Here is a 22,688-nt window from a genome sequence, read left to right as displayed (position 1 = left end):
GCTCAGGGAAACCCCGAGGACCGGCCCCGACGGATCGTCAGCGTCAGCCGGTGACGATGTTGACCAGCTTCGGCGCCCGCGCGATCACCTTGCGCACCGGGGCGTCCCCGATCGCCGCGACCACGGCCGGGTCGGCCAGCGCCAGCGCCTCCAGCTCGGCGTCGGTGATGGCCGGGGCCACCTCCAGCCGGGCCCGGACCTTGCCCTTGATCTGGACCACGCAGGTGACGGTCTCGTCCACCACGTAGGCCGGGTCGGCCACCGGGTAGTCGACGTACGCCAGCGAGCCCTCGTGGCCCAGGCGGCGCCACAGCTCCTCGGCGATGTGCGGGGCCAGCGGGGCGATCATCAGCACCTGCTGCTCGGCCACCTGACGCGGCGTCGAGCCGCGCTTGACCAGGTGGTTGTTCAGCTCGATGGCCTTGGCCACCGCGGTGTTGAACCGCAGGCCCGCCATGTCGCCGCGGATGCCGTCGATGGTCTTGTGCAGCACCCGCAGGGTGGCCTCGTCGGCCTCCTCCTCGGTGACCACCAGCTCGCCGGTGGTCTCCGAGACGATGTTGCGCCACAGGCGCTGCAGGAAGCGGTACGAGCCGATCACCGCGCGGGTGTCCCACGGGCGGGAGACGTCCAGCGGGCCCATCGACATCTCGTACAGGCGCAGGGTGTCCGCGCCGTACTCGTCGGCGAAGTCGTCCGGCGCGATGGCGTTCTTCAGGGACTTGCCCATCTTGCCCGCCTCGCGGCGGACCTTCTCGCCCTCCCAGAAGAACTCGCCGTCGATCTCCTCGACCTCGGCCGCCGGCACCGGGAAGTCCCGGGCGTCGCGGTAGACGTCGGCGGTGATCATGCCCTGGTTGAACAGCTTGTGGAACGGCTCGACCGAGGAGACGTGGCCCAGGTCGTGCAGCACCTTGTGCCAGAAGCGCGCGTACAGCAGGTGCAGCACCGCGTGCTCGGCACCGCCGACGTACAGGTCGGCGCCGCCGCCCGGCTTCTGCTCGGTCGGGCCCAGCCAGTACTGCTCGTTGGCCGGGTCGACGACCTTCTCGCCGTTGGACGGGTCGATGTAGCGCAGCTCGTACCAGCAGGAACCGGCCCAGTTAGGCATGGTGTTGGTCTCGCGGCGGTACTTCTTCGGGCCGTCGCCCAGGTCCAGCTCGACGTTGACCCACTCCTCGTTCCGCGACAGCGGGGTCTTCGGCGAGGAGGTCGAGTCGTACGGGTCGTAGGTGTGCGGCGAGTAGTCCTCCACCTCGGGGACCTCGACCGGCAGCATCGACTCGGGCAGCGCGTGCATCACGCCGTCCTCGTCGTAGACGATCGGGAAGGGCTCGCCCCAGTACCGCTGGCGGCTGAACAGCCAGTCGCGCAGGCGGTAGTTGACGGTGCCCTCGCCGATGCCGCGCTCGGTCAGCCAGGCGGTGACGGCGGCCTTGGCCTCGACCACCGACAGGCCGTCCAGCGACAGGTCGCCGTGGGCGGAGTTGACGATCACCGAGTCGTAGCTGTCGAAGGACTCGTCCCACTCGGCCGGGTCCTCGGAACGGCCGTCGGTGGGGCGCACCACGCAGCGCATCGGCAGGTCGAAGGCGCGGGCGAAGGCGAAGTCGCGGGAGTCGTGCGCCGGGACGGCCATGATCGCGCCGGTGCCGTAGCCCATCAGCACGTAGTCGGCGATGAACACCGGGACCAGCGCGCCGCTGACCGGGTTGGTCGCGTAGGCACCGGTGAAGACGCCGGTCTTCACCTTGGCGTCGACCTGGCGCTCGACGTCGGACTTGGCGGCGGCCTCGGCCCGGTACTTGGCGACGGCCTCGGCGGGGGTGGCAGCGCCGCCCTTCCAGTCCTCGTGGGTGCCGGCCGGCCAGGCGTCCGGGACGATGCCGTCGACCAGCTCGTGCTCGGGCGCCAGCACCATGTAGGTGGCGCCGAACAGCGTGTCGGGGCGGGTGGTGAAGACGGTGATCTTGTCGCCGTCGATGCCGAACTCGACCCGGGCGCCCTCCGAGCGGCCGATCCAGTTGCGCTGCTGCAGCTTGATCGCCTCGGGCCAGTCCAGCAGGTCCAGGTCGGCGATCAGGCGGTCGGAGTACGCGGTGATCCGCATCATCCACTGGCGCAGGTTGGACTTGAAGACCGGGAAGTTGCCGCGCTCGGACTTGCCGTCGGCGGTGACCTCCTCGTTGGCCAGCACGGTGCCCAGGCCGGGGCACCAGTTGACCGGCACCTCCTTGGAGTACGCCAGCCGGTACTCGCCCAGCAGCTCGTCCCGCTCCGTGCCGGACAGCGACGCCCAGGCACGGCCACCCGGGACCTCGCGCTCGCCGGACTCGAACTGCGCGACCAGCTCGGCGATCGGACGGGCCTTCGCGGCCGCCTCGTCGTACCACGAGTCGAAGATCTGCAGGAAGATCCACTGGGTCCAGCGGTAGTACTCCGGGTCGATCGTCGCGATCGAGCGGCGGGAGTCGTGGCCCAGACCCAGGCGGCGCAGCTGGCGGCGCATGTTGTCCATGGCCGCCTCGGTGGTGATCCGGGGGTGCTGGCCGGTGGCGACGGCGTGCTGCTCGGCGGGCAGGCCGAAGGCGTCGTAGCCCAGGGTGTGCAGCACGTTGTGGCCGGTCATCCGCTGGTAGCGGGCGAACACGTCGGTGGCGATGTAGCCCAGCGGGTGGCCCACGTGCAGGCCCGCGCCCGAGGGGTACGGGAACATGTCCATGATGAAGCTGTGCGGCTTGGCGACCACGTCACCGGCCGACGGGTCGGCCAGGGTGCCGGCCGGGTTGGGGGCGTCGAACGTCCCCTCCTTCTCCCAGACGTCCTGCCAGCGGGACTCGATCTCGGCGGCCAGCGCGGCGCCGTAGCGGTAAGGCTCGGTGGCGGCGGCCTCGGCCGCGGCGGGGGTCGTCTCGCTCATGGTCCTTCAGGCTCCATCTGGGTCTCAGTGCGCGAACAGCGGCTTCGGAAAACAAAAAAGCCCCTCGCAGGAGGGGACGCCACGCCGACTCCGGCCCTCGGGCCGGCTCTGGTCAGCGCGGCCGGCTAAGAAGCAGGCGCACGGTTCGCATGGCCAACAGGGTACCGCACCGCCCAAGGACGGCTGTCAAGGTATTCGGGGGCGCCCCTGAGGACCCCCGGCCCCGCGGTGAGAACCTCCCGGACCCACGGCCGGAACCCTCAGGCCCGCCGGGAGACCCCTCAGGCCCACCAGGAGACCCCTCAGGATCGCCGGGAGACGCCTCAGGACCGCTGGTCGAACTCCCGCAGCGCCCGCGCCACCCGGTCCGACTGCATGCCGGCCGCCAGCCGCCGGGCACCGTCGGCGGTGCGGGCCGCCTCCTCGTGGTCCCCGGTCCGGCGGTAGGACCCGGCCAGACGGACCATCAGCAGCGCCTTCGCCCGGGCCCGTTCGGGCGCCAGCACCGCCACCGCCCCGGCCAGCAGCCGCTGCGCCTGCTCGTGGTCGCCGAGGAAGAGGTGCGCCTCGCCGACCATCCCCTCCAGGTCGGCCCGCTCCTGGACCTGCCCCGGCTCCTCCTCCAGCGCCCGGAAGGCCCGCTCGGCCACCGCCTCGGCGCTGATCTGCTCGCCCTTGCGGCCGTGCGCGCGGGCGATCCGGCCGAGCTGGAGCGCCCGCTCACGGGGCGTCAGCACCTCGTCGGCGGCGCGCAGCGCGGTGGAGAGCATGGCGACCGGGTCCAGGCCCCGCCCGCCGGACGCGTAGGTGGCCTGCACCGCCAGGCAGCCGACCACGCTGACCCCGAGCCGCGGGTCCCCGCTGACGTGCGCGGCGCGCAGCGCGGCGACGAAGGCCCGCTGGGCGGCCGCGTCGTTGCCCAGGTCGTAGCTGGCCCAGCCGACCAGCCGGGCGGTGCGGCTGGCCGCCCCGTACAGCTCCCGGCCGAGCGCCTCGTCGTACGCGCCCAGCTCCAGCAGCTTGCCGATCACGTCCAGTTCGGCCCTGGCCAGGGTGAGGATCAGGCCGCCGCCGTACGCCCGCTCCAGGCGCTGCTGGCTCTCGTAGCCCAGCCGCAGGTCGGCCAGCTGCTCGGCGGCTATCCTCAGCGCGCCCTCCCCGCCGGTCAGTTCGGGCGGCGGCGAGGCCCAGTCCTTGGCGGCCTGGAGGAGCTCGTCGCCGCGGAACAGGTCGGTCAGCCGGACCGGGCCGGATTCGGCCCCGGCCTCGCGGAGCGCGGTCTGCGCGGTGTCGGCCGTCCACGGGTCGGTGAGCAGGCGGGGCGAGAGCGTCTTGGCTCCCCGGCCGCTGCCCATCCGGCCCCAGAGCTGTTCGTAGGTGACCGCGATGCCGAGCGCCCCGCCGAGCACCTCGCAGACCGTCTGGTCGTGCGGGCTGCGCGGCACCATGCCGCGGTCCCGCCACTTGTAGGGCGCGGTGGAGCTGATCGCCAGGCCGGCCGGGAGCACCGCGCTGACCTCGCGGGCCAGCCGCTCCGGGTTCCAGCCGAGCTGGTGCAGGATGCGCGCCAGCTCCTCGTTGCGTCTGCGCTCCAGGTCGGCCATGGCCCAGACGGTACCGGGCCGGTGTGGAGGTCGCGCCGCGATCGGGTAAACGGAAGAGGGCCCCTCCCGATCCCGGGAGGGGCCCTCTTCCTTCTGTGGAGCTACGGAGAATTGAACTCCGGACCTCTTGCATGCCATGCAAGCGCTCTACCAACTGAGCTACAGCCCCGCGTCTTTCCGGCGTTTCCCCCGGCGACACCCGTAACTTTACACGCTCTTCGGCCCAGCCCCAAAACGCTTTGCCGGGGCCACCGGAGTACGCAGAAGGCCGCCTCCCGGAGGGAGACGGCCTTCGTGTCGTTGTGGAGCTACGGAGAATTGAACTCCGGACCTCTTGCATGCCATGCAAGCGCTCTACCAACTGAGCTACAGCCCCGCGTGCCGCACGGACCTGACGGCCCGTTCGATGCGGAGTGGAGCTACGGGGAATTGAACCCCGGACCTCTTGCATGCCATGCAAGCGCTCTACCAACTGAGCTACAGCCCCGCACCCGGAGGACTTCCCGCCTTCCTTCCGGTCGGCGTTCTTTCCTGCGAACGAGGAAGACTCTAGCTGGTCAGGGCCGGAACTGCGAAATCCGGCCCGGTCCGGGGCCCCTGCCTCAGGTCTCGTCGCCGATGACCGGCTGCGGCAGCGTGCCCGCGTTGTGCTCCAGCAGGCGCCAACCGCGCACGCCCGGGCCGAGCACCGACCAACAGCAGTTGGAGAGCCCGCCGAACCGCTCCCACTGGGCCGGCTCCAGCTCGAGCAGCCGCCCGAGCATGGTGCGGATGGTGCCGCCGTGGCTGACCACCACCAGGGTGCCGTCCTCGGGCAGCTTCTCCACCGCCGCCAGCACCACCGGGACGGACCGGTCGGCCACCTCGGTGCTCAGCTCGCCGCCGCCGCGGCGGACCGGCTCGCCCATCGCCCAGGCCTGGTACTCCTCGGGGAAGCGCGCCTGGATCTCACTGTTCGTCAGGCCCTGCCACTGGCCCGCGTAGGTCTCCCGCAGGCCCTCGTGGTGGTCCACCGTCAGGCCGGTGACCTTGGAGAGCTCGGCGGCGGTGCGCCGGGCCCGCTTCAGGTCGGAGGAGATCAGCAGGTCGGGCTTGAGCCCGGCCAGCAGCTTGGCCGCCCGCTGCGCCTGGAAGACGCCCTGGTCGGTCAGCTCGATGTCGGTACTGCCCTGGAAGCGGTTCTCGAGGTTCCAGGAGGTCTGGCCGTGCCGCCAGAAGACGATGCGCGGGCCCCGCGCCTTGCCGCTCAGCTCTGGTCCTCGGTGACCTCGGCGGCCTCGGCGTCACCGGTGGCGTTGCCGGCCAGGTCGGTCAGCACGCTCTCGGGCCGGTTGCGGGTGGCCAGCGCGTCCTCCGGGATGGGCAGCTCGGGGCAGTCCTTCCAGAGGCGGTCCAGCGAGTAGAAGGAGCGCTCCTCGGAGTGCTGGACGTGCACCACGATGTCCAGGTAGTCCAGCAGGATCCAGCGGCCCTCGCGCTCGCCCTCGCGGCGGACCGGCTTGATGTCCAGCTGCTCGCGCAGCTGGTCCTCGATCTCCTCGGCGATGGACTTCACCTGGCGGTCGTTGGCGGCCGAGGCGATCAGGAAGGCGTCGGTGATCGACAGCACCTCGCTGACGTCGAAGGCGATGATGTCGTGGGCCAGCTTGTCGGCGGCCGCCTGGGCGGCGACGTTGATCAGGTTCTGGCTGTGCTCGGTGGCAGTCACGTTGTACTTCCGGTCGGCTGTCTGGGATTCGCCTTCCAGGATCTCACGAACCGCCGCCGCCCCCGTGGGATAACCGGGGGCGGCGGCGGACCGCTACTGCTTGGGGGCCGTGAAGTCCTTGCCCAGCACGACCACCACGTCGGCGTTCTGGGTGCCGGTGACCTTCTTCACCGCGTCCTCCTTGAAGCCCAGCGCGGTGGCGAGCGACTTGGCGGCGGCCTGCTTGGCGTCGTCGGTGTAGCGGACCTCACTGGCCGGCTGGACCGGTGCCTTGGCCCCGGTCGGCAGCACCTCCAGGCCGCCGTTGGTGACCTGGATCGCGGCGGTGGCGGCGGCGTCGTCGCTGCCGCTGGCGTTGAGGATGCTGACCCGGGTGGTGGCGTCGGCCGCCTTGGCCTTGCTCACCGTGCCGCCCAGCACCTCCTTCACCTGGGCGCCGGCGATGGCCTCGTCCAGGGTGCCGTCGGGCTGCACCTTGAGGGTGGAGACGGTCAGCTTGCCGCTCTGGTCGAGCTTGGCCAGCTGGGCCAGCACCCCGCCCAGGGCGGCCTCGGGCAGCGAGGGATCGAGCACCGAACCGACCCGGCGGACGGTGTCCTGAGCGTCCTTCAGCTCGGTCGGCATCACCTTCAGCACCGCGTCCATGACCTGGCCGAAGCGGGCCAGCTGGGCCTCGGTGGCCTCGCCGGGCGCCTGGTAGGTGGCGTACGCGACGGCGGCCGGGCCGCTCAGCGTGACGTTCTTCCCGGCCGGGGCCAGCTCCTTGCCGTTGGCGTCCTTCACCACGGCGTTGGTGTCCACCTTGATGGAGCCGAGCTGGGCCACCATCCGGTCCAGGTACGGGGTGTCGAGGCGCCACGTCCCGGCGACCGGGGCGCCGAGCACGGTGGCCAGGCCCTCCCGGGTGGCGGCCGCGCCGAGCACGTCCATCGACTTGCCGAGCGGCTCGGTGGCGGAGTCACCGGTGCTGGGCAGCTTGAGGACGTCCGGCAGCAGCAGCACGCTGGCCTTCTGGCCGGACTGGTCGTTGACCAGCAGCGCGGTGGAGACCTTGCCCTGACGGTCCTTCAGGTGGAGCACGTTGACGGTCCGGCCGCCGGCCGCCTTGGCCGCGGCGCTGGAGCCGCCCAGGTCGCCCTTCCACCACAGGTAGCCCGCCGTGCCGCCGCCGGCCAGGGCCAGCACCAGCAGGGCGCCGATCGCCCGGGTGCGCAGCTTGCGGCGGCGCTCGTCCCGGCGCTCGGTGCGGGACTCGGCGAACTTCAGCCAGTCGATGACGTCCTCGGCCTGGTCCACCTCCTCGTCCACGAAGGTGAACTCACCCGTCGGGTAGTCCCGGTCGGCCTTGGGCGCGCCGGGCTTGGACGTCGCGGGCTGCGGCGCGGCGGGCCGGGCGGCGGCGGGCCGGGGCGCGACGGGCCGGGGCGCGACGGGCGGCGGCGCGGGCACGGGCTCGGGCTGCTGCGGCACCACGGGCGGCGGCGGGGCCACCGGCTGGACGGGGGCCGGCGGCTGCTGGGGCTGCTGGTAGTACTGCTGCTGCTGGTACGGGTCCTGGACGTACGCCTGCTGCTGCCCGTACCCGTCGTAGTACTGGGGCTGCTGCGGCTGCTGGGGCTGCTGGTAGTACTGCTGCTGCTGCTGCTGGTACGGGTCCTGGACGTACGCCTGCTGCTGCTCCGGCTGGACGTACTGCGGCTGGCCGTAGGCGTCGTAGTAGACCTGCGGCTGCTGCTGGTACGGGTCCTGCGGGTACCACTCCTGCTGCCCGCCGCCCTGCTGCTCACCCGTCACGCCGTACCCCCTCGCGCGTACAGCTCCCGCTTGTGGATGTACCGGACGACACCGTCCGGGACGAGGTACCAGACCGGTGCGCCCTTGGCGACCCGGACCCGGCAGTCGGTGGAGGAGATGGCCAGTGCGGGCACCTCGACCAGGGAGACGCCGCCGGCCGGCAGGCCGGCGTCGGAGAGTATGTGGCCGGGCCGGGTGCAGCCGATGAAGTGGGCGAGCTCGAACAGCTCGTCGGAGGAGCGCCAGGAGATGATCTGGGCCAGCGCGTCGGCTCCGGTGATGAAGAACAGGTCCGCGTCGGGGTGCTGGGCCCGCAGGTCGCGCAGGGTGTCCACGGTGTAGGTGGGGCCCTCGCGGTCGATGTCGATCCGGCTGACCGAGAACTGCGGGTTCTCGGCGGTGGCGATGACCGTCATCAGGTAGCGGTCCTCGGCCGGGGTGACGTGCCGGTCGCTCTTCTGCCACGGCTGCCCGGTCGGCACGAAGACCACCTCGTCCAGGTGGAACGCGCTCGCCACCTCGCTCGCGGCGACCAGGTGCCCGTGGTGGATCGGGTCGAAGGTGCCGCCCATCACGCCGAGGCGCTTGCGTGCCCGCTCACCGGCGGCCTTGGCCTGCTGTCCCATGCCGCCACACCTTACGCGAAGCCCGTCGCGGCCGGGCAAGCCCGCCCGGCCGCGCGGAGCGCGCTGCCGCAGCTCAGCGGTCGCGGTTGAAGCGGGTGGTGATGTAGAGGAGGAGGAGCAGGATGAACAGGCCCGCGCCGCCGGTCAGGTACGGGCTCAGGCTCTCGTGGTTGCCGCCCTCGCTGCCGCCTTCGGCCAGCTGGGTCAGGAGGGGCAGTGCGATGTGGCTCATGGTCGGCAGGACCTTCTCGAGTCGGTGAGGGGGCCAGTGCGCGGGCCGGGGGCGGCCCACCGGCTCATCGTACGGGGCCCCTACGCGCAACCGCGCGCCGCCCCACCGCGTCTGACGCCTCGGCAGGAGGTCTCCGGCCGGGCGGACGGGAGGTCAGTTGTTCCGGTTGGCCCGGGCGATCGCCCAGCCGATCAGGCCGACGCCGACCACGCTGACCACCAGGATGATGCGCAGGAACAGGCCCGGGCCCGACTCGTTGGAGATCGGCGCGGCCAGCTGGGCAAGGGTGGCGGGGTTCATCGGGGGGTCTCTCCTCGGTCCGGGCGGCTCGACCCTCAGGGTAGACCCGCTTACGGCGCCGGACGGACGGCGGCCCCGGCGTAGGGTGGCCGACGGGGACGAGTACACGCAGACGGACGTTGGACCGACAGCAAGCGGGGGCCGGGCGAGAGCCGGTGCCGGCGACGACCCAGGAGGTACTCAGCAGATGACCGACATGACCAAGGACAGCACGCCGGACCGCCGCCGCCAGCGCTTCCCCGGGATCTCCACCCGGGCCTGGGAGCACCCGGCCGACCGGTCCGCCCTGGTCGCGCTCCGCAAGCTCACCGGCTTCGACGACGTGCTGAAGAAGCTGGCCGGACTGGTCTCCGAGCGCAGCGTCCGGCTGATGTTCCTGGCCACCGCGGTGAAGACCTCGGAGCGCCAGTTCCCCGAGCTGCACGCGATGGTGCGGGACGCGGCCTACGTGCTGGACCTGGACAAGGTCCCGGACCTGTACGTCACCCAGGACCCGACCGTGAACGCGATGTGCATCGGGATGGACACCCCGATCATCGTGCTCACCACCGGGCTGGTCGAGCTGCTGGACGCCGAGGAGCTGCGGGCCGTGATCGGCCACGAGGTCGGGCACGCGATGTCCGGCCACGCGGTCTACCGGACCATGCTGCTGATCCTCACCAACGTGGCCACCCGGATCGCCTGGATCCCGCTCGGGAACCTGGCCATCACCGCCGTGATCACCGCGCTCAAGGAGTGGTTCCGCAAGGCCGAACTCTCCTGCGACCGGGCCGGTCTGCTGGCCGGTCAGGACCTGCAGGCCTCGATGCGCGGGCTGATGAAGCTGGCCGGCGGCCACCACCTGGCCGAGATGAACGTGGACGCCTTCCTGGAGCAGGCCGAGGAGTACGAGAAGGCGGGCGACCTGCGGGACGGCGTCATCAAGCTGCTCCAGGTGCTGCCGCAGACCCACCCCTTCGCGGTGGTGCGGGCGGCCCAGCTGAAGAAGTGGTCGGAGAGCGAGGAGTACCGCTCGATCCTGGCCGGGGCCTACCCGCGCCGGGCCGACGACCCGGACACCTCGGTCGGCGAGCAGTGGAAGGCCGCCGCGGAGTCGTACTCCAAGTCGGTCAAGGAGAGCAAGGACCCGCTGATGGGCCTGCTGCGGGACGTGGCCGGCGGGGTCGGCACGGTGGGCGGCAAGCTCCGGGACACCTTCACCGGCAAGCCCACCGCCGCCAGCGGCGCGGAGCGCTCCGACGGCGAGTGAACGCCCGGGCCCGGGGGCCGTCCGCCCCCGGGCCCGTCACCGCTTGAGCGGGGCGCAGAGCGTCCAGGCCGGCTGGGCGTGGTCGCCCGGATCGGTCGCCGGGGGCGGGGCGGAGCCGCCGAGCAGCGGCTGGAGGTGGGCCGCCAGCCGGGTGCCGCAGGCGGTCGGCCCGGCCTGGAGCACCGAGTCCACCACCCGGACCCGGGAGGCGGCCAGGTCCGCCCGGTCCAGCTCGAAGCGGAGCGCCCGGCGGACGGTGTGCAGGGTGACCGGGCCGGAGGGCTCGTCCGCCGCGCGCAGCGCGTAGACGAAGGTGTGGTCGGTGCCGATCTCCAGCGTCCCGGCGTCCGCCTCGTCCACCCGCATCGCGCCGACGGCCTTGACCGTCTCGGTGGCCAGCGCCACCTCGGCCGGGTCGAAGCGGACCAGCCAGCCGGTCGCGGCGTGGTGCTGGTCGTCGCTGGGGGTGGCCAGGCTCTGGTCGAACTGGTCCTGCTCCCCCGCGGTGAGCAGCCGGCGGACCGCCTCGGTGCCGCCCCGGCCCGTCAGCACCGCCGGGTCGAGGGCCGAGACGGTCAGGTACTTCTCGACCACGGCCAGCGCCCGGGATACCTCGGCCTTGGTGAAGTGGGCGGTGGCCGAACCCCCGGGCGCGGCCAGCCCGGCCGCGCCGTCCCGGTAGTCGGCGGACAGCCCGGCGAACGGGGCCTGCCGGTCCGCCACCGGGGTGACGGCCGAACTCGGCACCAGGGCCACCAGACTGACGGTCAGTTGGTTCCCGGTCGGCTGGGTCGCCCGGGGCTGCGGGGTGGAGAGCCCGAAGTACACCGCGGCCGCGAAGGCCACCACGATCACCAGCATCAGGGCCAGCGCCTGGCGGGGCAGGCTCCCCACCAGCCCGCGCCGGCGGACCGCCGACCGCCCGTACCCGCCGCCCATCCGCTCCCGGGCCGAGAGCTCCTGGATCCGGGCAGCCCGGACGAACGATTCGTCGAAGACGACGGACCGGTACTCGTCCTCGTTACCTGAACCACCGTCGGGCACACCCTCCGGAGGTTCGAGCGGGTCACCCATGATTCAAGGGTAGAGCGGGCGTTCGCGCGCCACGAGGGTCCGTGCGCAACTTCTTCGCGCCGGACGGCGAGGACGGGGCCGGACGGGATCAGCCGGTCAGCGAGACCGCCCTCGGCGGAGCCGGTACGGGGATGTCCGAGGGGCTGCTGGTGCCCGTCTCCGGGCGCCCCGCCGGGGCCTCCACGCCACCGGTGCCCCGGTAGATCGCGGCCACCGCGACGGCCACCACGCTGACGCCCATCACCACCGCGAGCACCCAGGCGATCGGCCGGTGCCAGCGCTGCTGGGCCACCGAACGGGCGGCCCCGGCCCGGCCCGGGTCGAAGCCGTCGGACCGCCAGCGGGAACGGCGGGCGGGGCGCGCGGGGGGAGCCCACGGGTCCCAGTAGCGCCGGTCGTCGTCCAGGCCGGCCGGATGCGGACGGAGCTCCAGCGGGAGCCCGCCGGCCTCCGGCAGCTCAGGGCCGCGCCCCAGGGTCAGCGTCTCGGGCTCGAACCTGGCCTCGGCGGCGGCCAGTCGCCGCTCCTCGGCACTCGGCTCGTGCACGGCGGCGGACCGGATGAATGCCTCGTCAAGGACCACGGTGGCGAACTCCTCGTCCGCTCCGCCGTGGTCGGCGCCGTCCGGGAACGGCGAGCCCCCCTGGTTCTCGGCCATGGCTTCAATGTATTACCGGCCGGGGGATTTGTCTGTGGCTATTCGCAGTTCGGGCGTCACGGACGGCCACGGCTGCGGCCGTCCGTGACGAGACGTCAGCCGTTGGCACCGCCCACGGTCGGAGTAGCCTCGCCCCGCACGTGCCCGTCACCGGTGACGACGTACTTGGTCGAGGTCAGCTCCGGCAGCCCCATCGGGCCGCGCGCGTGCAGCTTCTGGGTCGAGATGCCGATCTCGGCGCCGAAACCGAACTCACCCCCGTCGGTGAACCGCGTCGACGCGTTGACCGCCACCGTGGTGGAGTCCACCAGCTGGGTGAACCGGCGCGCCGCCGCCTGCGAGGTGGTCACGATCGCCTCGGTGTGGCCGGAGGACCAGCGCCGGATGTGCGCCACCGCCGCGTCCAGCGAGTCCACCACGGCGGCCGCGATGTCGTAGGAGAGGTACTCCGCCTCCCAGTCCTCCTCGGTGGCCGGCACCGCCGTCACCGCGGTGCCCTCGGCCGCCTTCAGCACCGCGTCGTCGCCGTGCACGGTGACGCCCGCCTCGGCCAGGGCGGCGAGGGCGAGCGGGAGGAAGGCGTCCGCCACGTCGCGGTGGACCAGCAGGGTCTCGGCGGAGTTGCAGACGCTGACGCGCTGGGCCTTGGAGTTGAGCAGGATGCCGACCGCCATCGCCAGGTCGGTCTCGGCGTCCACGTACACGTGGCAGTTGCCGGTGCCGGTCTCGATCACCGGGACGGTGGATCCCTCCACCACGGTGCGGATCAGCGAGGCGCCGCCGCGCGGGATCAGCACGTCCACCAGACCGCGGGCCCGCATCAGCTCCTGGACGGAGTCGCGGCTCTCGCCCGGGACGAGCTGGATCACGTCGGCGGGCAGGCCGGTGCTCTCGACCGCGTCGCGCAGGACCTCGGTGAGGGCGGTGTTGGAACGGTACGCGGAGGCCGAGCCGCGGAGCAGGACGGCGTTGCCGGACTTCAGGCAGAGGGCGGCGGCGTCCACCGTGACGTTCGGGCGGGCCTCGTAGATGATGCCCACCACGCCGAGCGGGACGCGGACCTGACGGACGTCCAGACCGTTCGGGAGCGTGTACCCGCGGACCACCTCGCCGACCGGGTCGGGCAGGCCCACCACGCTGCGCACGTCGGCGGCGATGGCGGCGATCCGCTCGTCGGTGAGGGTCAGGCGGTCGATCACCGACTCGGCGGTGCCGGCCTCACGGGCGCGGGCGACGTCCTCGGCGTTGGCCGCGGTGATCTCCGCGCTGCGCGCGGTCAGGGCGTCGGCGATCGCCAGCAGCGCGGCGTCCTTCGCACGGCGCGGCAGTGGGGCGAGGACGGCGGCCGCCTCGCGTGCACGGCGCGCGACGGCGAGGACGGGGCTGGTGGTCTGGTCGCTGGTCATGGCGCAAGGGTAGCGACTGCCGCCGCCGGGCCCGCCCGCCTTTCGAGCGGTGAGACGGACGCGACCGGGCGCGCGGGTTGCGCCCCGCAGGGGCGCGAGGAACTGCGCGCGGGGGAACGGCAGCACGTGCAACTGGCTGACGTGCCCCGATCTAGCGGTGGTCCGCCTTCCGTACTCGCGCAGTTCCCCGCGCCCCCGGGGTAGCCACTACCAAGGGTGTACTCCGCCCAAATTCGGCGGGGGTCCGCCGAAGCCCTCGGCGATGCGTTTGTGGTAGGTGGGGCGGTCGATGACCTCGAGGCCGACGATCTCCCAGGGCGGGAGGTTGGCGGTGCTCTTGTGCTCGCCCCACAGGCGCAGGGCGATGGCCGCCGCGTCGTGCAGGTCGCGGGCCTGCTCCCAGTAGCGGATCTCCGCGTGGTCCGCCGCGTAACGGGCCGTCAGGAAGAAGGAGTGGTCGTGCGCCAGCTTCTCCAGCCCGGCGCGGAGCTCGGCGAGCGGGGTGACCCGCCCGGCGACGCTGAGCACGATGTGCCAGAGGCGGGCCTCGGGCGGCTCCGGCTCCTCGGTGCGCTCGGCCGCACCGGGCCGCAGGCGTCGTACGGGCGAACGCTGCTCGGCCACCCGTGCGGCGGCCTCGTCGCTGCCGCTCTCCCCTGCCCCGCCGTCGATGCTGGTCAGTCTCCGTCCCACCGGCGGCCTCCTGTTCGGCGACGTCGTGTCACGGCCGCCGCTGCGGCCCCCGGGCCCGGCCCGTCAGCCACGCAGGATGACCAGGTCGTCCCGGTGGACGACCTCGCGTTCGTACGCGGCACCGAGCTCCTGGGCCAGCTCCTTGGTGGACCGGCCGAGCAGACGGGGCAACTCCCTCGCATCAAAGTTGACCAGTCCACGGGCGACGATGTGGCCGTTTTCGCCAAGAAGGTCCACCGGATCACCCGCGGAGAACTCCCCGTCCACCCGGGTGACCCCGGCGGGCAACAGGGACTTGCCGCCCGAGACCACGGCCTCGACGGCACCGGGGTCGAGCTGGAGGGCGCCGCGCGGGGTGGAGGCGTGCTCCAGCCAGAGCAGGCGGTCGGCGGAGCGGCTGCCGGTGCGCAGGAAGAGGGTGCCGGTCTGACGGCCCGCCAGGGCGTCGGCGGCGTGCCGGGCGGCGGTGAGGACGACCGGGATCCCGGCGCCGGTGGCGATCCGGGCGGCCTCGACCTTGGTGACCATGCCGCCGGTGCCGACGCCGGCCTTGCCGGCGCTGCCGATCTCGATGCCGGCCAGGTCCCCGGGGCCGGCCACCTGCTCGATCCGGCTGGTGCCGGGCTTGCTGGGGTCGCCGTCGTAGAGGCCGTCCACGTCGGAGAGCAGGACCAGCAGGTCGGCCCGGACCAGGTGGGCGACCAGGGCGGCGAGGCGGTCGTTGTCGCCGAACTTGATCTCGGCGGTGGCGACGGTGTCGTTCTCGTTGACGATCGGCATCGCGCCCATCGCCAGCAGCTGGTCGAGGGTGCGGTAGGCGTTGCGGTAGTGGGCCCGGCGGCTGGCGTCCTCGGCGGTCAGCAGCACCTGGCCGACCCGCAGGCCGTAGCGGGCGAAGGAGGCGGTGTAGCGGGCCACCAGGAGGCCCTGGCCGACGCTGGCGGCGGCCTGCTGGCGGGCCAGGTCCTTGGGGCGCTTCTCCAGGCCGAGCGGTGCCAGGCCGGCCGCGATGGCGCCGGAGGAGACCAGCACGATCTCGGGGGCGTCGGGGCGGGTGCGGACCTTGGCGAGGGCGTCCACCAGGGCGTCCACCCGGTCGGCGTCCAGGCCGCCGGCCGCCGTGGTGAGCGAGGAGGAGCCGACCTTGACGACGATCCTGCGTGCGGTGAGCACTTCCTGACGCAGTGTCCGGTCCGTCATCTGGCTGCCCTCCGCACGTGGTTCGACGGAGCGTAATCTACGCGATCACGACGGGGCCCCCGCACGCGATGTCACCCTGTGGGACGCGCGTGCGGGGGCCCTGACGGGACGTCAGTCCTCGTCGGAGTCCAGCTCCGGGCGCTTGCTGGAGAGCGCCTCGAAGGCGAGGTACTCCTCCTCCGCCGCGTCCCGGCCCTTCAGCTTGGCCCGGCGGCGGTCCACGGCCGGACGCTGGGTCTCCATCCGGTGGTCCTCGCCGCGGCGGCCGAGCATCTCGGCGCCGGCGGCCATGGTGGGCTCCCAGTCGAAGACCACGGCGTTCTCGTCGGGCCCGATGATGACGGTGTCGCCCTCCTGGGCGCCGACCTTCCAGAGCCGGTCCTCGACGCCGAGGCGGGCCAGGCGGTCGGCCAGGTAGCCGACGGCCTCGTCGTTGGTGAAGTCGGTCTGGCGGACCCAGCGCTCGGGCTTGGAGCCGCGCACGCGGTAGGCGCCGTCCTCCTCCTCGACGGTGAAGCCGGCGTCGTCCACCGCGGTCGGGCGGATGACGATCCGGGTGGGCTCCTCGACCGGCTTGGCCGCACGGGCCTCGGCGACGATCTGGGCCATCGCGAAGCTCAGCTCGCGCAGGCCCTTGCGGGAGGCCGCGGAGACCTCGAAGACGCGGTAGCCGCGCTCCTCCAGGGAGGCCCGGGTGAGGTCGGCGATGTCCTGGCCGTCCGGCACGTCGGTCTTGTTGAGGGCGACCAGCCGCGGCCGGTCCTCCAGGCCGCCGTACTGGGCCAGCTCCTCCTCGATGGTCTCCAGGTCGGTGAGCGGGTCCCGGCCGGGCTCCAGGGTGGCGCAGTCCAGCACGTGCACCAGGACCGAGCAGCGCTCCACGTGGCGGAGGAACTCCAGGCCCAGGCCGCGGCCCTGGCTGGCGCCGGGGATCAGGCCGGGGACGTCGGCGACGGTGTAGACCGTCTCGCCGGCGGTGACCACGCCGAGGTTGGGGACCAGGGTGGTGAAGGGGTAGTCCGCGATCTTCGGGCGGGCCGCCGAGAGCACCGCGATCAGCGAGGACTTGCCGGCGCTCGGGTAGCCGACCAGGGCGACGTCGGCGACGGACTTGAGCTCCATCACGATGTCGCGGGCGTCACCGGGCTCGCCGAGCAGCGCGAAGCCGGGCGCCTTGCGGCGGGACGAGGCGAGCGCCGCGTTCCCCAAGCCGCCGCGGCCGCCGGCCGCGGCGACGAAGCTGGTGCCGTGGCCGACCAGGTCGGCGAGCACGTTGCCCTTCTTGTCCATCACCACGGTGCCGTCCGGCACCAGCAGCTCGAGGTCGCCGCCGGTGGCGCCGCTGCGGTGGCCGCCCGCGCCGGGCTTGCCGTTGGCGGCCTTGCGCTTGGGCGAGTGGTGGTACTCGAGCAGGGTGGTGACCTGGGCGTCGACGGTCAGGATGACGCTGCCGCCCTCACCGCCGTTCCCGCCGTCGGGTCCGCCGAGGGGCTTGAACTTCTCCCGGTGCACGGAGGCGCAGCCGTGGCCTCCGTTACCCGCGGCGACGTGCAGTTCGACGCGGTCCACGAAGGTGGTCATGAGGTGTGCCTCCAGCTATGGGGAAAAACAGTTGTCTGCTTCAAAGCATGGAGGGTGGACCGGATAATTCCGGTCCACCCTCCACGGAATCCGACGAGATGTCAGATTCAGGCCTCGACGGCCACGATGTTGACGACCTTGCGGCCGCGACGGTTGCCGAACTGGACCGCACCGGCGGTCAGCGCGAACAGGGTGTCGTCGCCACCGCGACCGACGCCCGCACCCGGGTGGAAGTGGGTGCCGCGCTGGCGGACGAGGATCTCGCCGGCGCTGACGACCTGGCCGCCGAAGCGCTTGACGCCGAGGCGCTGGGCGTTCGAGTCACGGCCGTTGCGGGTAGAGCTTGCGCCCTTCTTGTGTGCCATCTCGCTATCCCCTTACTTGCTGACGGAGTCGATGCTGGTGATCCGCACAGCGGTGTGCTGCTGGCGGTGGCCCTGGCGGCGACGGTAACCGGTCTTGTTCTTGTAGCGCAGGATGACGATCTTCTCGCCCTTGGTCTGGTCGACCACCTCGGCGTGAGCCTTCACGCCGGCGAGCACCCACGGGTCGGAGGTGACGGCGTCACCGTCGACGACCAGGATGGTCGAGAGCTCCACCGAGTCACCCGGCTTGGCGTCAACACGGTCAATCTCCAGCACGTCGCCGACGGCGACCTTGTGCTGGCGGCCGCCTGCGCGAACGATCGCGTACATGCGGTACCCCATTTCTAACTCGGTCGGAAACTCTCGATGCCAGCGCCTGGGTACGGACACAGGCGCCTCCCCCGGACCGGAGCCCGGGAGGTGATGTGCTCGGGAGCGTGGCGTAGACACGCCGAAGGTCAAGAATACGGACGGTCCACCACTTGGGCAAACCGGCCCCTACCGGGCCGGGGCGGTCGTGAACGACCGCCCCGGCACCAGGGCTTACTCGGCCGCCGAATCACCCTCGGCGGCCGCGGCCTTCTTGGCCGCCGCGCTGGTCCGCTTGGTGGCGGTCTTGCGGGCGGTGGTCTTCTTGGCCGCGGCGGCGGTGGTCTTCTTCGCTGCCGTGGTCTTCTTCGCGGCGGTCTTGCGGGCCGCGCGCTTCTTGGGCGCCGGCGCCTCCTCCTCGGCCGGGGCCTCGGGCTCGGCGGCCTCCGCGACGGGGGCCTCCTCGACCGGCGCCTCGGCGACCGGCTCGGTGGCCACCGGCTCGGCGACGACCTCGACGGTCTCGGCGACCGGCTCGGCCACCTCGACTGCCGGGGCCTCGGCGGCGGGCGCCCCGGCGGCCGACAGCGCGGCCTCCATGGCGGCCTCGGCGCGGGCCTGCAGCACCACGATCTCCGCACCGCCGGGGGTGCCCGCCGGAGCGGTCGCCTTCCGGACGGCCCGGCGGCGGGTGCGCCCGGCCGGAGCGGCCGGAGCGGCCGGGATCTCCACCAGGTCGACCGCCGGAGCGGCCACGGCCACCGGCTCCTCCTCGCGGAGGGTCACCAGGGGCTCCTCGCGGAGGGTGACCAGCGGCTCCTCGCGGAGCGTCACGATCACCGGCTCCTCCTCGACCGCGATCTCCAACTGCTCGCCGCCCGAGACGATTTCGAGGTCGTCGTGCTCGTGCTCGTGGGTCTCGACCGCCTGCGGCTCCTCGGCCGCGGCGCCGCCCTTGCCCCGGCGACGGCGCTTGGAGCCGCCCGCGGCGGCCTCACCGGCCGTGCCGACCGGGCCACCGCCGCCGCCCTGGGAGGTGGGCTGCTCCATGTGCACGATGACGCCGCGCCCGTTGCAGTGCACGCAGGGCTCGGAGAAGGACTCCAGCAGGCCCTGGCCGACCCGCTTGCGGGTCATCTGCACCAGGCCCAGCGAGGTGACCTCGGCCACCTGGTGCTTGGTCCGGTCCCGGCCGAGGCACTCCAGCAGGCGGCGCAGCACCAGGTCGCGGTTGGACTCCAGCACCATGTCGATGAAGTCGATCACGATGATGCCGCCGAGGTCGCGCAGCCGGAGCTGACGGACGATCTCCTCGGCCGCCTCGATGTTGTTCCGGGTGACGGTCTCCTCGAGGTTGCCGCCCTGGCCGACGAACTTGCCGGTGTTGACGTCGACCACGACCATCGCCTCGGTCCGGTCGATCACCAGCGAACCGCCGCTGGGCAGCCAGACCTTGCGGTCCAGCGCCTTCATCAGCTGCTCGTCGATCCGGTAGGTGGCGAACACGTCCACGTCGGAGGTCCACCGCTGCAGACGCTCCGTCAGGTCGGGCGCCACGTTGGAGACGTACTCGTGGATGGTGCTCCAGGCCTCGGCGCCGGAGACGATGACCTTGGAGAAGTCCTCGTTGAAGATGTCGCGGACGACCCGGACGGTCATGTCCGGCTCGCCGTAGAGCAGCGCCGGGGCGTTGCCGGAGGCGGCCTTCTTCTGGATCTCCTCCCACTGCGCCTGCAGGCGCTGCACGTCACGGGTCAGCTCGTCCTCGCTGGCGCCCTCGGCGGCGGTGCGCACGATCACGCCCGCGTCGTCCGGGACGATCTTCTTGAGGATCTGCTTGAGACGGGCCCGCTCGTTCTCCGGCAGCTTGCGGGAGATGCCGGTCATCGAGCCCTCGGGCACGTAGACCAGGTAGCGGCCGGGCAGCGAGATCTGGCTGGTCAGGCGGGCGCCCTTGTGGCCGATCGGGTCCTTGGAGACCTGCACCAGGACGGACTGGCCGGACTTGAGCACCGACTCGATCCGGCGCGGGCCGCCGTGGCCCATGGCGCCGAAGTTGACCTCACCGGCGTAGAGCACCGCGTTGCGGCCCTTGCCGATGTCGACGAAGGCGGCCTCCATCGACGGCAGCACGTTCTGGACCTTGCCCAGGTAGACGTTGCCGACGTACGAGGTGGCCTGCTCCTTGTTGACGTAGTGCTCGACCAGCACGTTGTCCTCGAGCACGCCGATCTGGGTGCGCTGGCCGTTCTGACGGACCACCATGACCCGCTCGACCGACTCGCGGCGGGCCAGGAACTCGGCCTCGGTGATGATCGGCACCCGGCGGCGGCCAAGCTCGCGGCCCTCGCGGCGGCGCTGCTTCTTGGCCTCCAGGCGCGTGGAGCCCTTGATGGACTGCACCTCGTCCGGGTCGAACGACGGCTCGGCGGAGCGGCGGCGCGGCTCGCGCACCTTGACCACGGTGCGGACGCCGTCCTCGGTGGTCTCGGCGGCCGGCTCGGCGCCCGCCTCACCGCTGCGGCGGCGACGGCGGCGACGGCGGCGCGAGGAGGCCAGGCCACCGGCCAGGTCGTCGTCCTCGTCGCCCTCGGCGTCGGCGTCGGCCTCCTCCTCGGCGGCCGGCTCCTCGGCGGTCAGCTCGGTGGCCTCCGGCTCCTCGGCCTCACCGCGGCGGCGGCGACGGCCACCGCGACGGCGACGGCGGGACGGACGGTCGTCCTCCCACTCGTCCTGCTGCTCCTGGGGCGCCGTCAGCTCGGCGGGCTCCTCCTCGGCCGGGGCCTCGGCCCGGACCGGCTCCTGACGGGCCGTCTCCTGCCGCACCGGCTCCTGACGGACCGGCTCGGGGCGGGCCTGCTCGCGGCGCGGCTGGGTCTGCACCCGGACCGCGCGGCGGTCGCGACGGCGGCGGCCGACGCCGCTGTACTCGTACTCGTCCTCCTCGGACGCGGGGGCGGCGACCGGCTCGGCCTGCGCAGCCTGCGCGGCCGGGGCCACCACGGCGGCGGCCGCGGGCTTCTCCGGGGCGACGTAGGGAGCGGGCTCCTGGAAGACCGGGGCCTGGAAGATCGCGGTGGACGGGCGGACCGCACGGCGGCGGGCGCGCGGCGGGGCGGCGTCCTCGACCACCGGCTGCGGCTCGGGCTCGACGACCGGGGCCTCGGCGACGGTCTCCTCGACCGCCTCCGGCTCCTCCTCCGGGGCCACCTCGGCGGCCGGCTCCACGACGGTCTCCTCGACCACCGGGGCGGCCTCGACCACGCGGCGGCGGCGGGTGCGGCGGGCCGGGGCGGCGGGCTCCTCGGCCACCGCCTCGGCGGCGGCCTCGGCCGGAGCCTCGACGGCGGCGGGCACGGCGGCCACGACGGCCTCGGCGGTCAGCGGCTCGGCGGCCGGCTTGGCCTCGGCGCGCTTGCGGGTGCGGCGGGCCTTGGGCTTCTCCTCGGCCACCGGCTCGGCGGCGGGGGCCTCGGCCGGGGCCTCGACCGCGGCGGGCTCGGTGGTGACCACCGGGGTGGCCTCCGGCGCACCGGCCGGGGACTCGGCGCGCTTGCGGGTGCGGCGGGCCCGGACCGGCTTCGCCTCGGCGACAGGCTCGGCCTGCTCGACCGCGGGGGCCTCGTGCGTCTCGGCCGGCAGCACCGTCTCGGCGGCCTCGGCGGCGGCGCCCTGCGGGGTGCCCGCCGGGCGGGACACGGCGCGGCGGCGACGACGCGGCGGGGCGGCGTCGGCCTCGGGCGCGTTCTGCTGTTCGCTGTTCTCGTTATCGAGCATGCGGGTGGATCTCCCGTCAGGCCCCCGGGCTCCGCATCCGGGCACGTCGCGACGCCGCCGGGCCGGCCGGGCCGCGGGTTCGCGGGCCCGACCGCCTGGGCGTCGCCGTGCGGACGCGAGGCCGCACAGGGGCTCGTAGTCTCGCTCGGCGCCCCGCACGGTGCGGGGTGTCGAAAGTCTTCTGGTACCGACCAGTCTTCTGTGGTTGTCCGGCCTGCGCCGTTGCCCCGTCCCGGATGGCTGCCGGAGGGGTCCTCGGGCCCACCACCCATCCGGGGTGGCGGGCCACAAGGGGCTGGCCTGCGTCGACGCCCGCTCCCCTGGGGAGCCGTGGCGGCCCGGAGCGGCAAGGCCCGGAAGCCGGGCCTGCCCTCCTCCCGCCAGGCGGACGCAGGTGCGCGCGGCCCGGCGGCCTCTAGCCGGCCGGGGCCGCGGCGCGGTCGAGCGCCAGCGGGTCGGTCACCGTGCCGTTCTCTGCGTCGAGCGGCCCCTGCGCCAGCCTGGTCACCTCAGCGGGGACCGGCGGCGCCAGGTCGGCCGTCGCACGGAGACCGGACAGAACGTCGTCGGGTCGTACGGCGGGTGTGGCGTGTCGTACTACCAGCCGCAGTATCGCACAGGGTCCGGCGCTACGAACATCGCGCGTACCGTCCGTACCGGTGTTGTTACCGTCGCCCACCTGCGGCGCAAGGAGCTCCAGCGCGGCCACCGCGCCGCGCGCGTCGAAGACCCGGATGCCGTTCTTCGTCTGGCGTTCGACCTCGACCCGCTCCTCGGCCAGGAACAGGGCGATCGCGCGGGCCGCCTCCTCGTCGGTGACCCGGTCCAGCCGGACCTTCCACTCGGAGGCCTCCAGGCGCTCCACGAAGTGCGGCGTGCGCACCTCGACGGCGTCGATCACGTCCAGGCCGGGCGGCAGCGACTCGTCGAGCTGCGCGCGCAGCGCCTCCGGGTCGCGGGCCTCGGCGAGGCCGATCTCCAGGTACTCCGCCTCGCTGGCCACCCCGGTCGGGGCGGCGTTGGCGTACGAGACCTTGGGGTGCGGGGTAAAACCCGCCGAATAGGCCATCGGGACCGCCGAACGGCGGAGCGCGCGCTCGAACGCCCGCTGGAAGTCACGGTGGCTGGTGAAGCGCAGACGGCCGCGCTTGGTGTAGCGGAGACGGATGCGCTGCACCGTCGGCGCGGGCGG

At 73.1% G+C, this 22,688-nt stretch carries 19 protein-coding genes and 3 tRNA genes; 1 reads left to right on the top strand and 21 read right to left on the bottom strand.

Going from position 1 to position 22,688, the window contains the following annotated elements; translation table 11 throughout:
• Window positions 1-43: 43 nt before the first annotated feature.
• From leuS to ABD946_RS10835, 11 genes are all read right to left on the bottom strand, one after another.
• On the bottom strand, window positions 44-2,920 hold the full coding sequence (gene leuS, locus ABD946_RS10885) for a leucine--tRNA ligase (RefSeq protein ID WP_345282409.1): 2,877 nt from the start codon (window positions 2,918-2,920) through the stop codon (window positions 44-46).
• Between the two features lie 323 nt (window positions 2,921-3,243).
• On the bottom strand, window positions 3,244-4,524 hold the full coding sequence (locus ABD946_RS10880; RefSeq protein ID WP_345282407.1) for an NsdA family TPR-like regulatory protein: 1,281 nt from the start codon (window positions 4,522-4,524) through the stop codon (window positions 3,244-3,246).
• Between the two features lie 96 nt (window positions 4,525-4,620).
• Window positions 4,621-4,693, bottom strand: a tRNA-Ala gene (locus ABD946_RS10875).
• A 134-nt stretch (window positions 4,694-4,827) separates the two neighbouring features.
• Window positions 4,828-4,900: transfer RNA gene (locus tag ABD946_RS10870), tRNA-Ala, on the bottom strand.
• Between the two features lie 38 nt (window positions 4,901-4,938).
• Window positions 4,939-5,011 (bottom strand) — tRNA-Ala (locus ABD946_RS10865).
• Between the two features lie 115 nt (window positions 5,012-5,126).
• Window positions 5,127-5,774 (bottom strand): histidine phosphatase family protein, encoded by a 648-nt coding sequence (locus ABD946_RS10860; RefSeq protein WP_345282494.1) that lies wholly within the window; start codon window positions 5,772-5,774, stop codon window positions 5,127-5,129.
• On the bottom strand, window positions 5,771-6,232 hold the full coding sequence (gene rsfS, locus ABD946_RS10855) for a ribosome silencing factor (protein ID WP_345282405.1): 462 nt from the start codon (window positions 6,230-6,232) through the stop codon (window positions 5,771-5,773). Before rsfS ends, ABD946_RS10860 begins: the two co-directional genes overlap by 4 nt.
• 93 nt (window positions 6,233-6,325) lie before the next feature.
• The gene (locus tag ABD946_RS10850) at window positions 6,326-8,026 is read right to left on the bottom strand and encodes a LytR C-terminal domain-containing protein (RefSeq protein ID WP_345282403.1); all 1,701 of its coding nucleotides are present in this window, start codon (window positions 8,024-8,026) and stop codon (window positions 6,326-6,328) included.
• Window positions 8,023-8,652 (bottom strand): nicotinate-nucleotide adenylyltransferase, encoded by a 630-nt coding sequence (gene nadD / locus ABD946_RS10845; protein WP_345282401.1) that lies wholly within the window; start codon window positions 8,650-8,652, stop codon window positions 8,023-8,025. Before nadD ends, ABD946_RS10850 begins: the two co-directional genes overlap by 4 nt.
• A 73-nt stretch (window positions 8,653-8,725) precedes the next feature.
• Window positions 8,726-8,884: a hypothetical protein gene (locus tag ABD946_RS10840; protein WP_345282399.1), complete on the bottom strand. Its 159-nt coding sequence runs from the start codon at window positions 8,882-8,884 to the stop codon at window positions 8,726-8,728.
• Between the two features lie 153 nt (window positions 8,885-9,037).
• Complete coding sequence (locus ABD946_RS10835) at window positions 9,038-9,184, bottom strand: hypothetical protein (protein WP_345282397.1); 147 nt, start codon at window positions 9,182-9,184, stop codon at window positions 9,038-9,040.
• Between the two features lie 187 nt (window positions 9,185-9,371).
• Between ABD946_RS10835 and ABD946_RS10830 the strand changes: the two genes are divergently transcribed.
• Window positions 9,372-10,433, top strand: coding sequence for a M48 family metallopeptidase (locus tag ABD946_RS10830; protein WP_345282395.1), 1,062 nt, complete (start codon window positions 9,372-9,374; stop codon window positions 10,431-10,433).
• Between the two features lie 36 nt (window positions 10,434-10,469).
• Here ABD946_RS10830 and ABD946_RS10825 read toward each other — a convergent pair whose 3' ends face one another.
• The 10 genes from ABD946_RS10825 to ABD946_RS10780 form a co-directional block, all read right to left on the bottom strand.
• The gene (locus tag ABD946_RS10825) at window positions 10,470-11,507 is read right to left on the bottom strand and encodes an SCO2583 family membrane protein (protein WP_345282394.1); all 1,038 of its coding nucleotides are present in this window, start codon (window positions 11,505-11,507) and stop codon (window positions 10,470-10,472) included.
• An 88-nt stretch (window positions 11,508-11,595) separates the two neighbouring features.
• The gene (locus tag ABD946_RS10820) at window positions 11,596-12,165 is read right to left on the bottom strand and encodes an SCO2584 family spore wall biosynthesis protein (protein WP_345282392.1); all 570 of its coding nucleotides are present in this window, start codon (window positions 12,163-12,165) and stop codon (window positions 11,596-11,598) included.
• A gap of 95 nt (window positions 12,166-12,260) precedes the next feature.
• Window positions 12,261-13,571 carry a glutamate-5-semialdehyde dehydrogenase gene (locus tag ABD946_RS10815; RefSeq protein WP_345282390.1) on the bottom strand — a complete coding sequence of 437 codons (1,311 nt, stop codon included), beginning with the start codon at window positions 13,569-13,571 and terminating at the stop codon, window positions 12,261-12,263.
• A gap of 207 nt (window positions 13,572-13,778) precedes the next feature.
• Window positions 13,779-14,264: a hypothetical protein gene (locus ABD946_RS10810; protein WP_345282388.1), complete on the bottom strand. Its 486-nt coding sequence runs from the start codon at window positions 14,262-14,264 to the stop codon at window positions 13,779-13,781.
• A gap of 63 nt (window positions 14,265-14,327) precedes the next feature.
• A complete protein-coding gene (gene proB / locus ABD946_RS10805) occupies window positions 14,328-15,464 on the bottom strand; it encodes a glutamate 5-kinase (protein ID WP_345282386.1) in 1,137 nt (378 codons plus the stop codon).
• Between the two features lie 111 nt (window positions 15,465-15,575).
• Window positions 15,576-17,045, bottom strand: coding sequence for a GTPase ObgE (gene obgE, locus ABD946_RS10800; protein ID WP_345282384.1), 1,470 nt, complete (start codon window positions 17,043-17,045; stop codon window positions 15,576-15,578).
• A 107-nt stretch (window positions 17,046-17,152) separates the two neighbouring features.
• Entirely contained in the window at window positions 17,153-17,410 is a 258-nt protein-coding gene (gene rpmA / locus ABD946_RS10795; RefSeq protein ID WP_030058248.1) for a 50S ribosomal protein L27, read from the bottom strand.
• 12 nt (window positions 17,411-17,422) lie between these two features.
• On the bottom strand, window positions 17,423-17,740 hold the full coding sequence (rplU, locus tag ABD946_RS10790) for a 50S ribosomal protein L21 (RefSeq protein ID WP_345282382.1): 318 nt from the start codon (window positions 17,738-17,740) through the stop codon (window positions 17,423-17,425).
• A 213-nt stretch (window positions 17,741-17,953) separates the two neighbouring features.
• Window positions 17,954-21,496, bottom strand: coding sequence for an Rne/Rng family ribonuclease (locus ABD946_RS10785; RefSeq protein WP_345282380.1), 3,543 nt, complete (start codon window positions 21,494-21,496; stop codon window positions 17,954-17,956).
• Window positions 21,497-21,911: 415 nt separating this feature from the next.
• Entirely contained in the window at window positions 21,912-22,673 is a 762-nt protein-coding gene (locus tag ABD946_RS10780) for a TIGR03936 family radical SAM-associated protein (protein WP_345282378.1), read from the bottom strand.
• Window positions 22,674-22,688 lie beyond the last annotated feature (15 nt).

This window comes from Kitasatospora albolonga, assembly GCF_039535905.1.
GTDB classification, from domain to species: domain Bacteria; phylum Actinomycetota; class Actinomycetes; order Streptomycetales; family Streptomycetaceae; genus Kitasatospora; species Kitasatospora albolonga.
The sequence above is the reverse complement of the archived record's forward strand: the minus strand, read 5'-3'. Positions and strand labels throughout refer to the sequence as shown.

What these genes read in the sequence shown, in the direction of transcription:
- ABD946_RS10880 (WP_345282407.1), bottom strand. Translation starts at nt 4,524, where the DNA reads ATGGCCGACCTGGAGCGCAGACGCAACGAGGAGCTGGCGCGCATCCTG.
- leuS (WP_345282409.1), bottom strand. Translation starts at nt 2,920, where the DNA reads ATGAGCGAGACGACCCCCGCCGCGGCCGAGGCCGCCGCCACCGAGCCT.
- ABD946_RS10840 (WP_345282399.1), bottom strand. Translation starts at nt 8,884, where the DNA reads ATGAGCCACATCGCACTGCCCCTCCTGACCCAGCTGGCCGAAGGCGGC.
- ABD946_RS10820 (WP_345282392.1), bottom strand. Translation starts at nt 12,165, where the DNA reads ATGGCCGAGAACCAGGGGGGCTCGCCGTTCCCGGACGGCGCCGACCAC.
- proB (WP_345282386.1), bottom strand. Translation starts at nt 15,464, where the DNA reads ATGACGGACCGGACACTGCGTCAGGAAGTGCTCACCGCACGCAGGATC.
- rplU (WP_345282382.1), bottom strand. Translation starts at nt 17,740, where the DNA reads ATGTACGCGATCGTTCGCGCAGGCGGCCGCCAGCACAAGGTCGCCGTC.
- ABD946_RS10815 (WP_345282390.1), bottom strand. Translation starts at nt 13,571, where the DNA reads ATGACCAGCGACCAGACCACCAGCCCCGTCCTCGCCGTCGCGCGCCGT.
- rpmA (WP_030058248.1), bottom strand. Translation starts at nt 17,410, where the DNA reads ATGGCACACAAGAAGGGCGCAAGCTCTACCCGCAACGGCCGTGACTCG.
- ABD946_RS10825 (WP_345282394.1), bottom strand. Translation starts at nt 11,507, where the DNA reads ATGGGTGACCCGCTCGAACCTCCGGAGGGTGTGCCCGACGGTGGTTCA.
- ABD946_RS10830 (WP_345282395.1), top strand. Translation starts at nt 9,372, where the DNA reads ATGACCGACATGACCAAGGACAGCACGCCGGACCGCCGCCGCCAGCGC.
- obgE (WP_345282384.1), bottom strand. Translation starts at nt 17,045, where the DNA reads ATGACCACCTTCGTGGACCGCGTCGAACTGCACGTCGCCGCGGGTAAC.
- ABD946_RS10835 (WP_345282397.1), bottom strand. Translation starts at nt 9,184, where the DNA reads ATGAACCCCGCCACCCTTGCCCAGCTGGCCGCGCCGATCTCCAACGAG.
- ABD946_RS10785 (WP_345282380.1), bottom strand. Translation starts at nt 21,496, where the DNA reads ATGCTCGATAACGAGAACAGCGAACAGCAGAACGCGCCCGAGGCCGAC.
- nadD (WP_345282401.1), bottom strand. Translation starts at nt 8,652, where the DNA reads ATGGGACAGCAGGCCAAGGCCGCCGGTGAGCGGGCACGCAAGCGCCTC.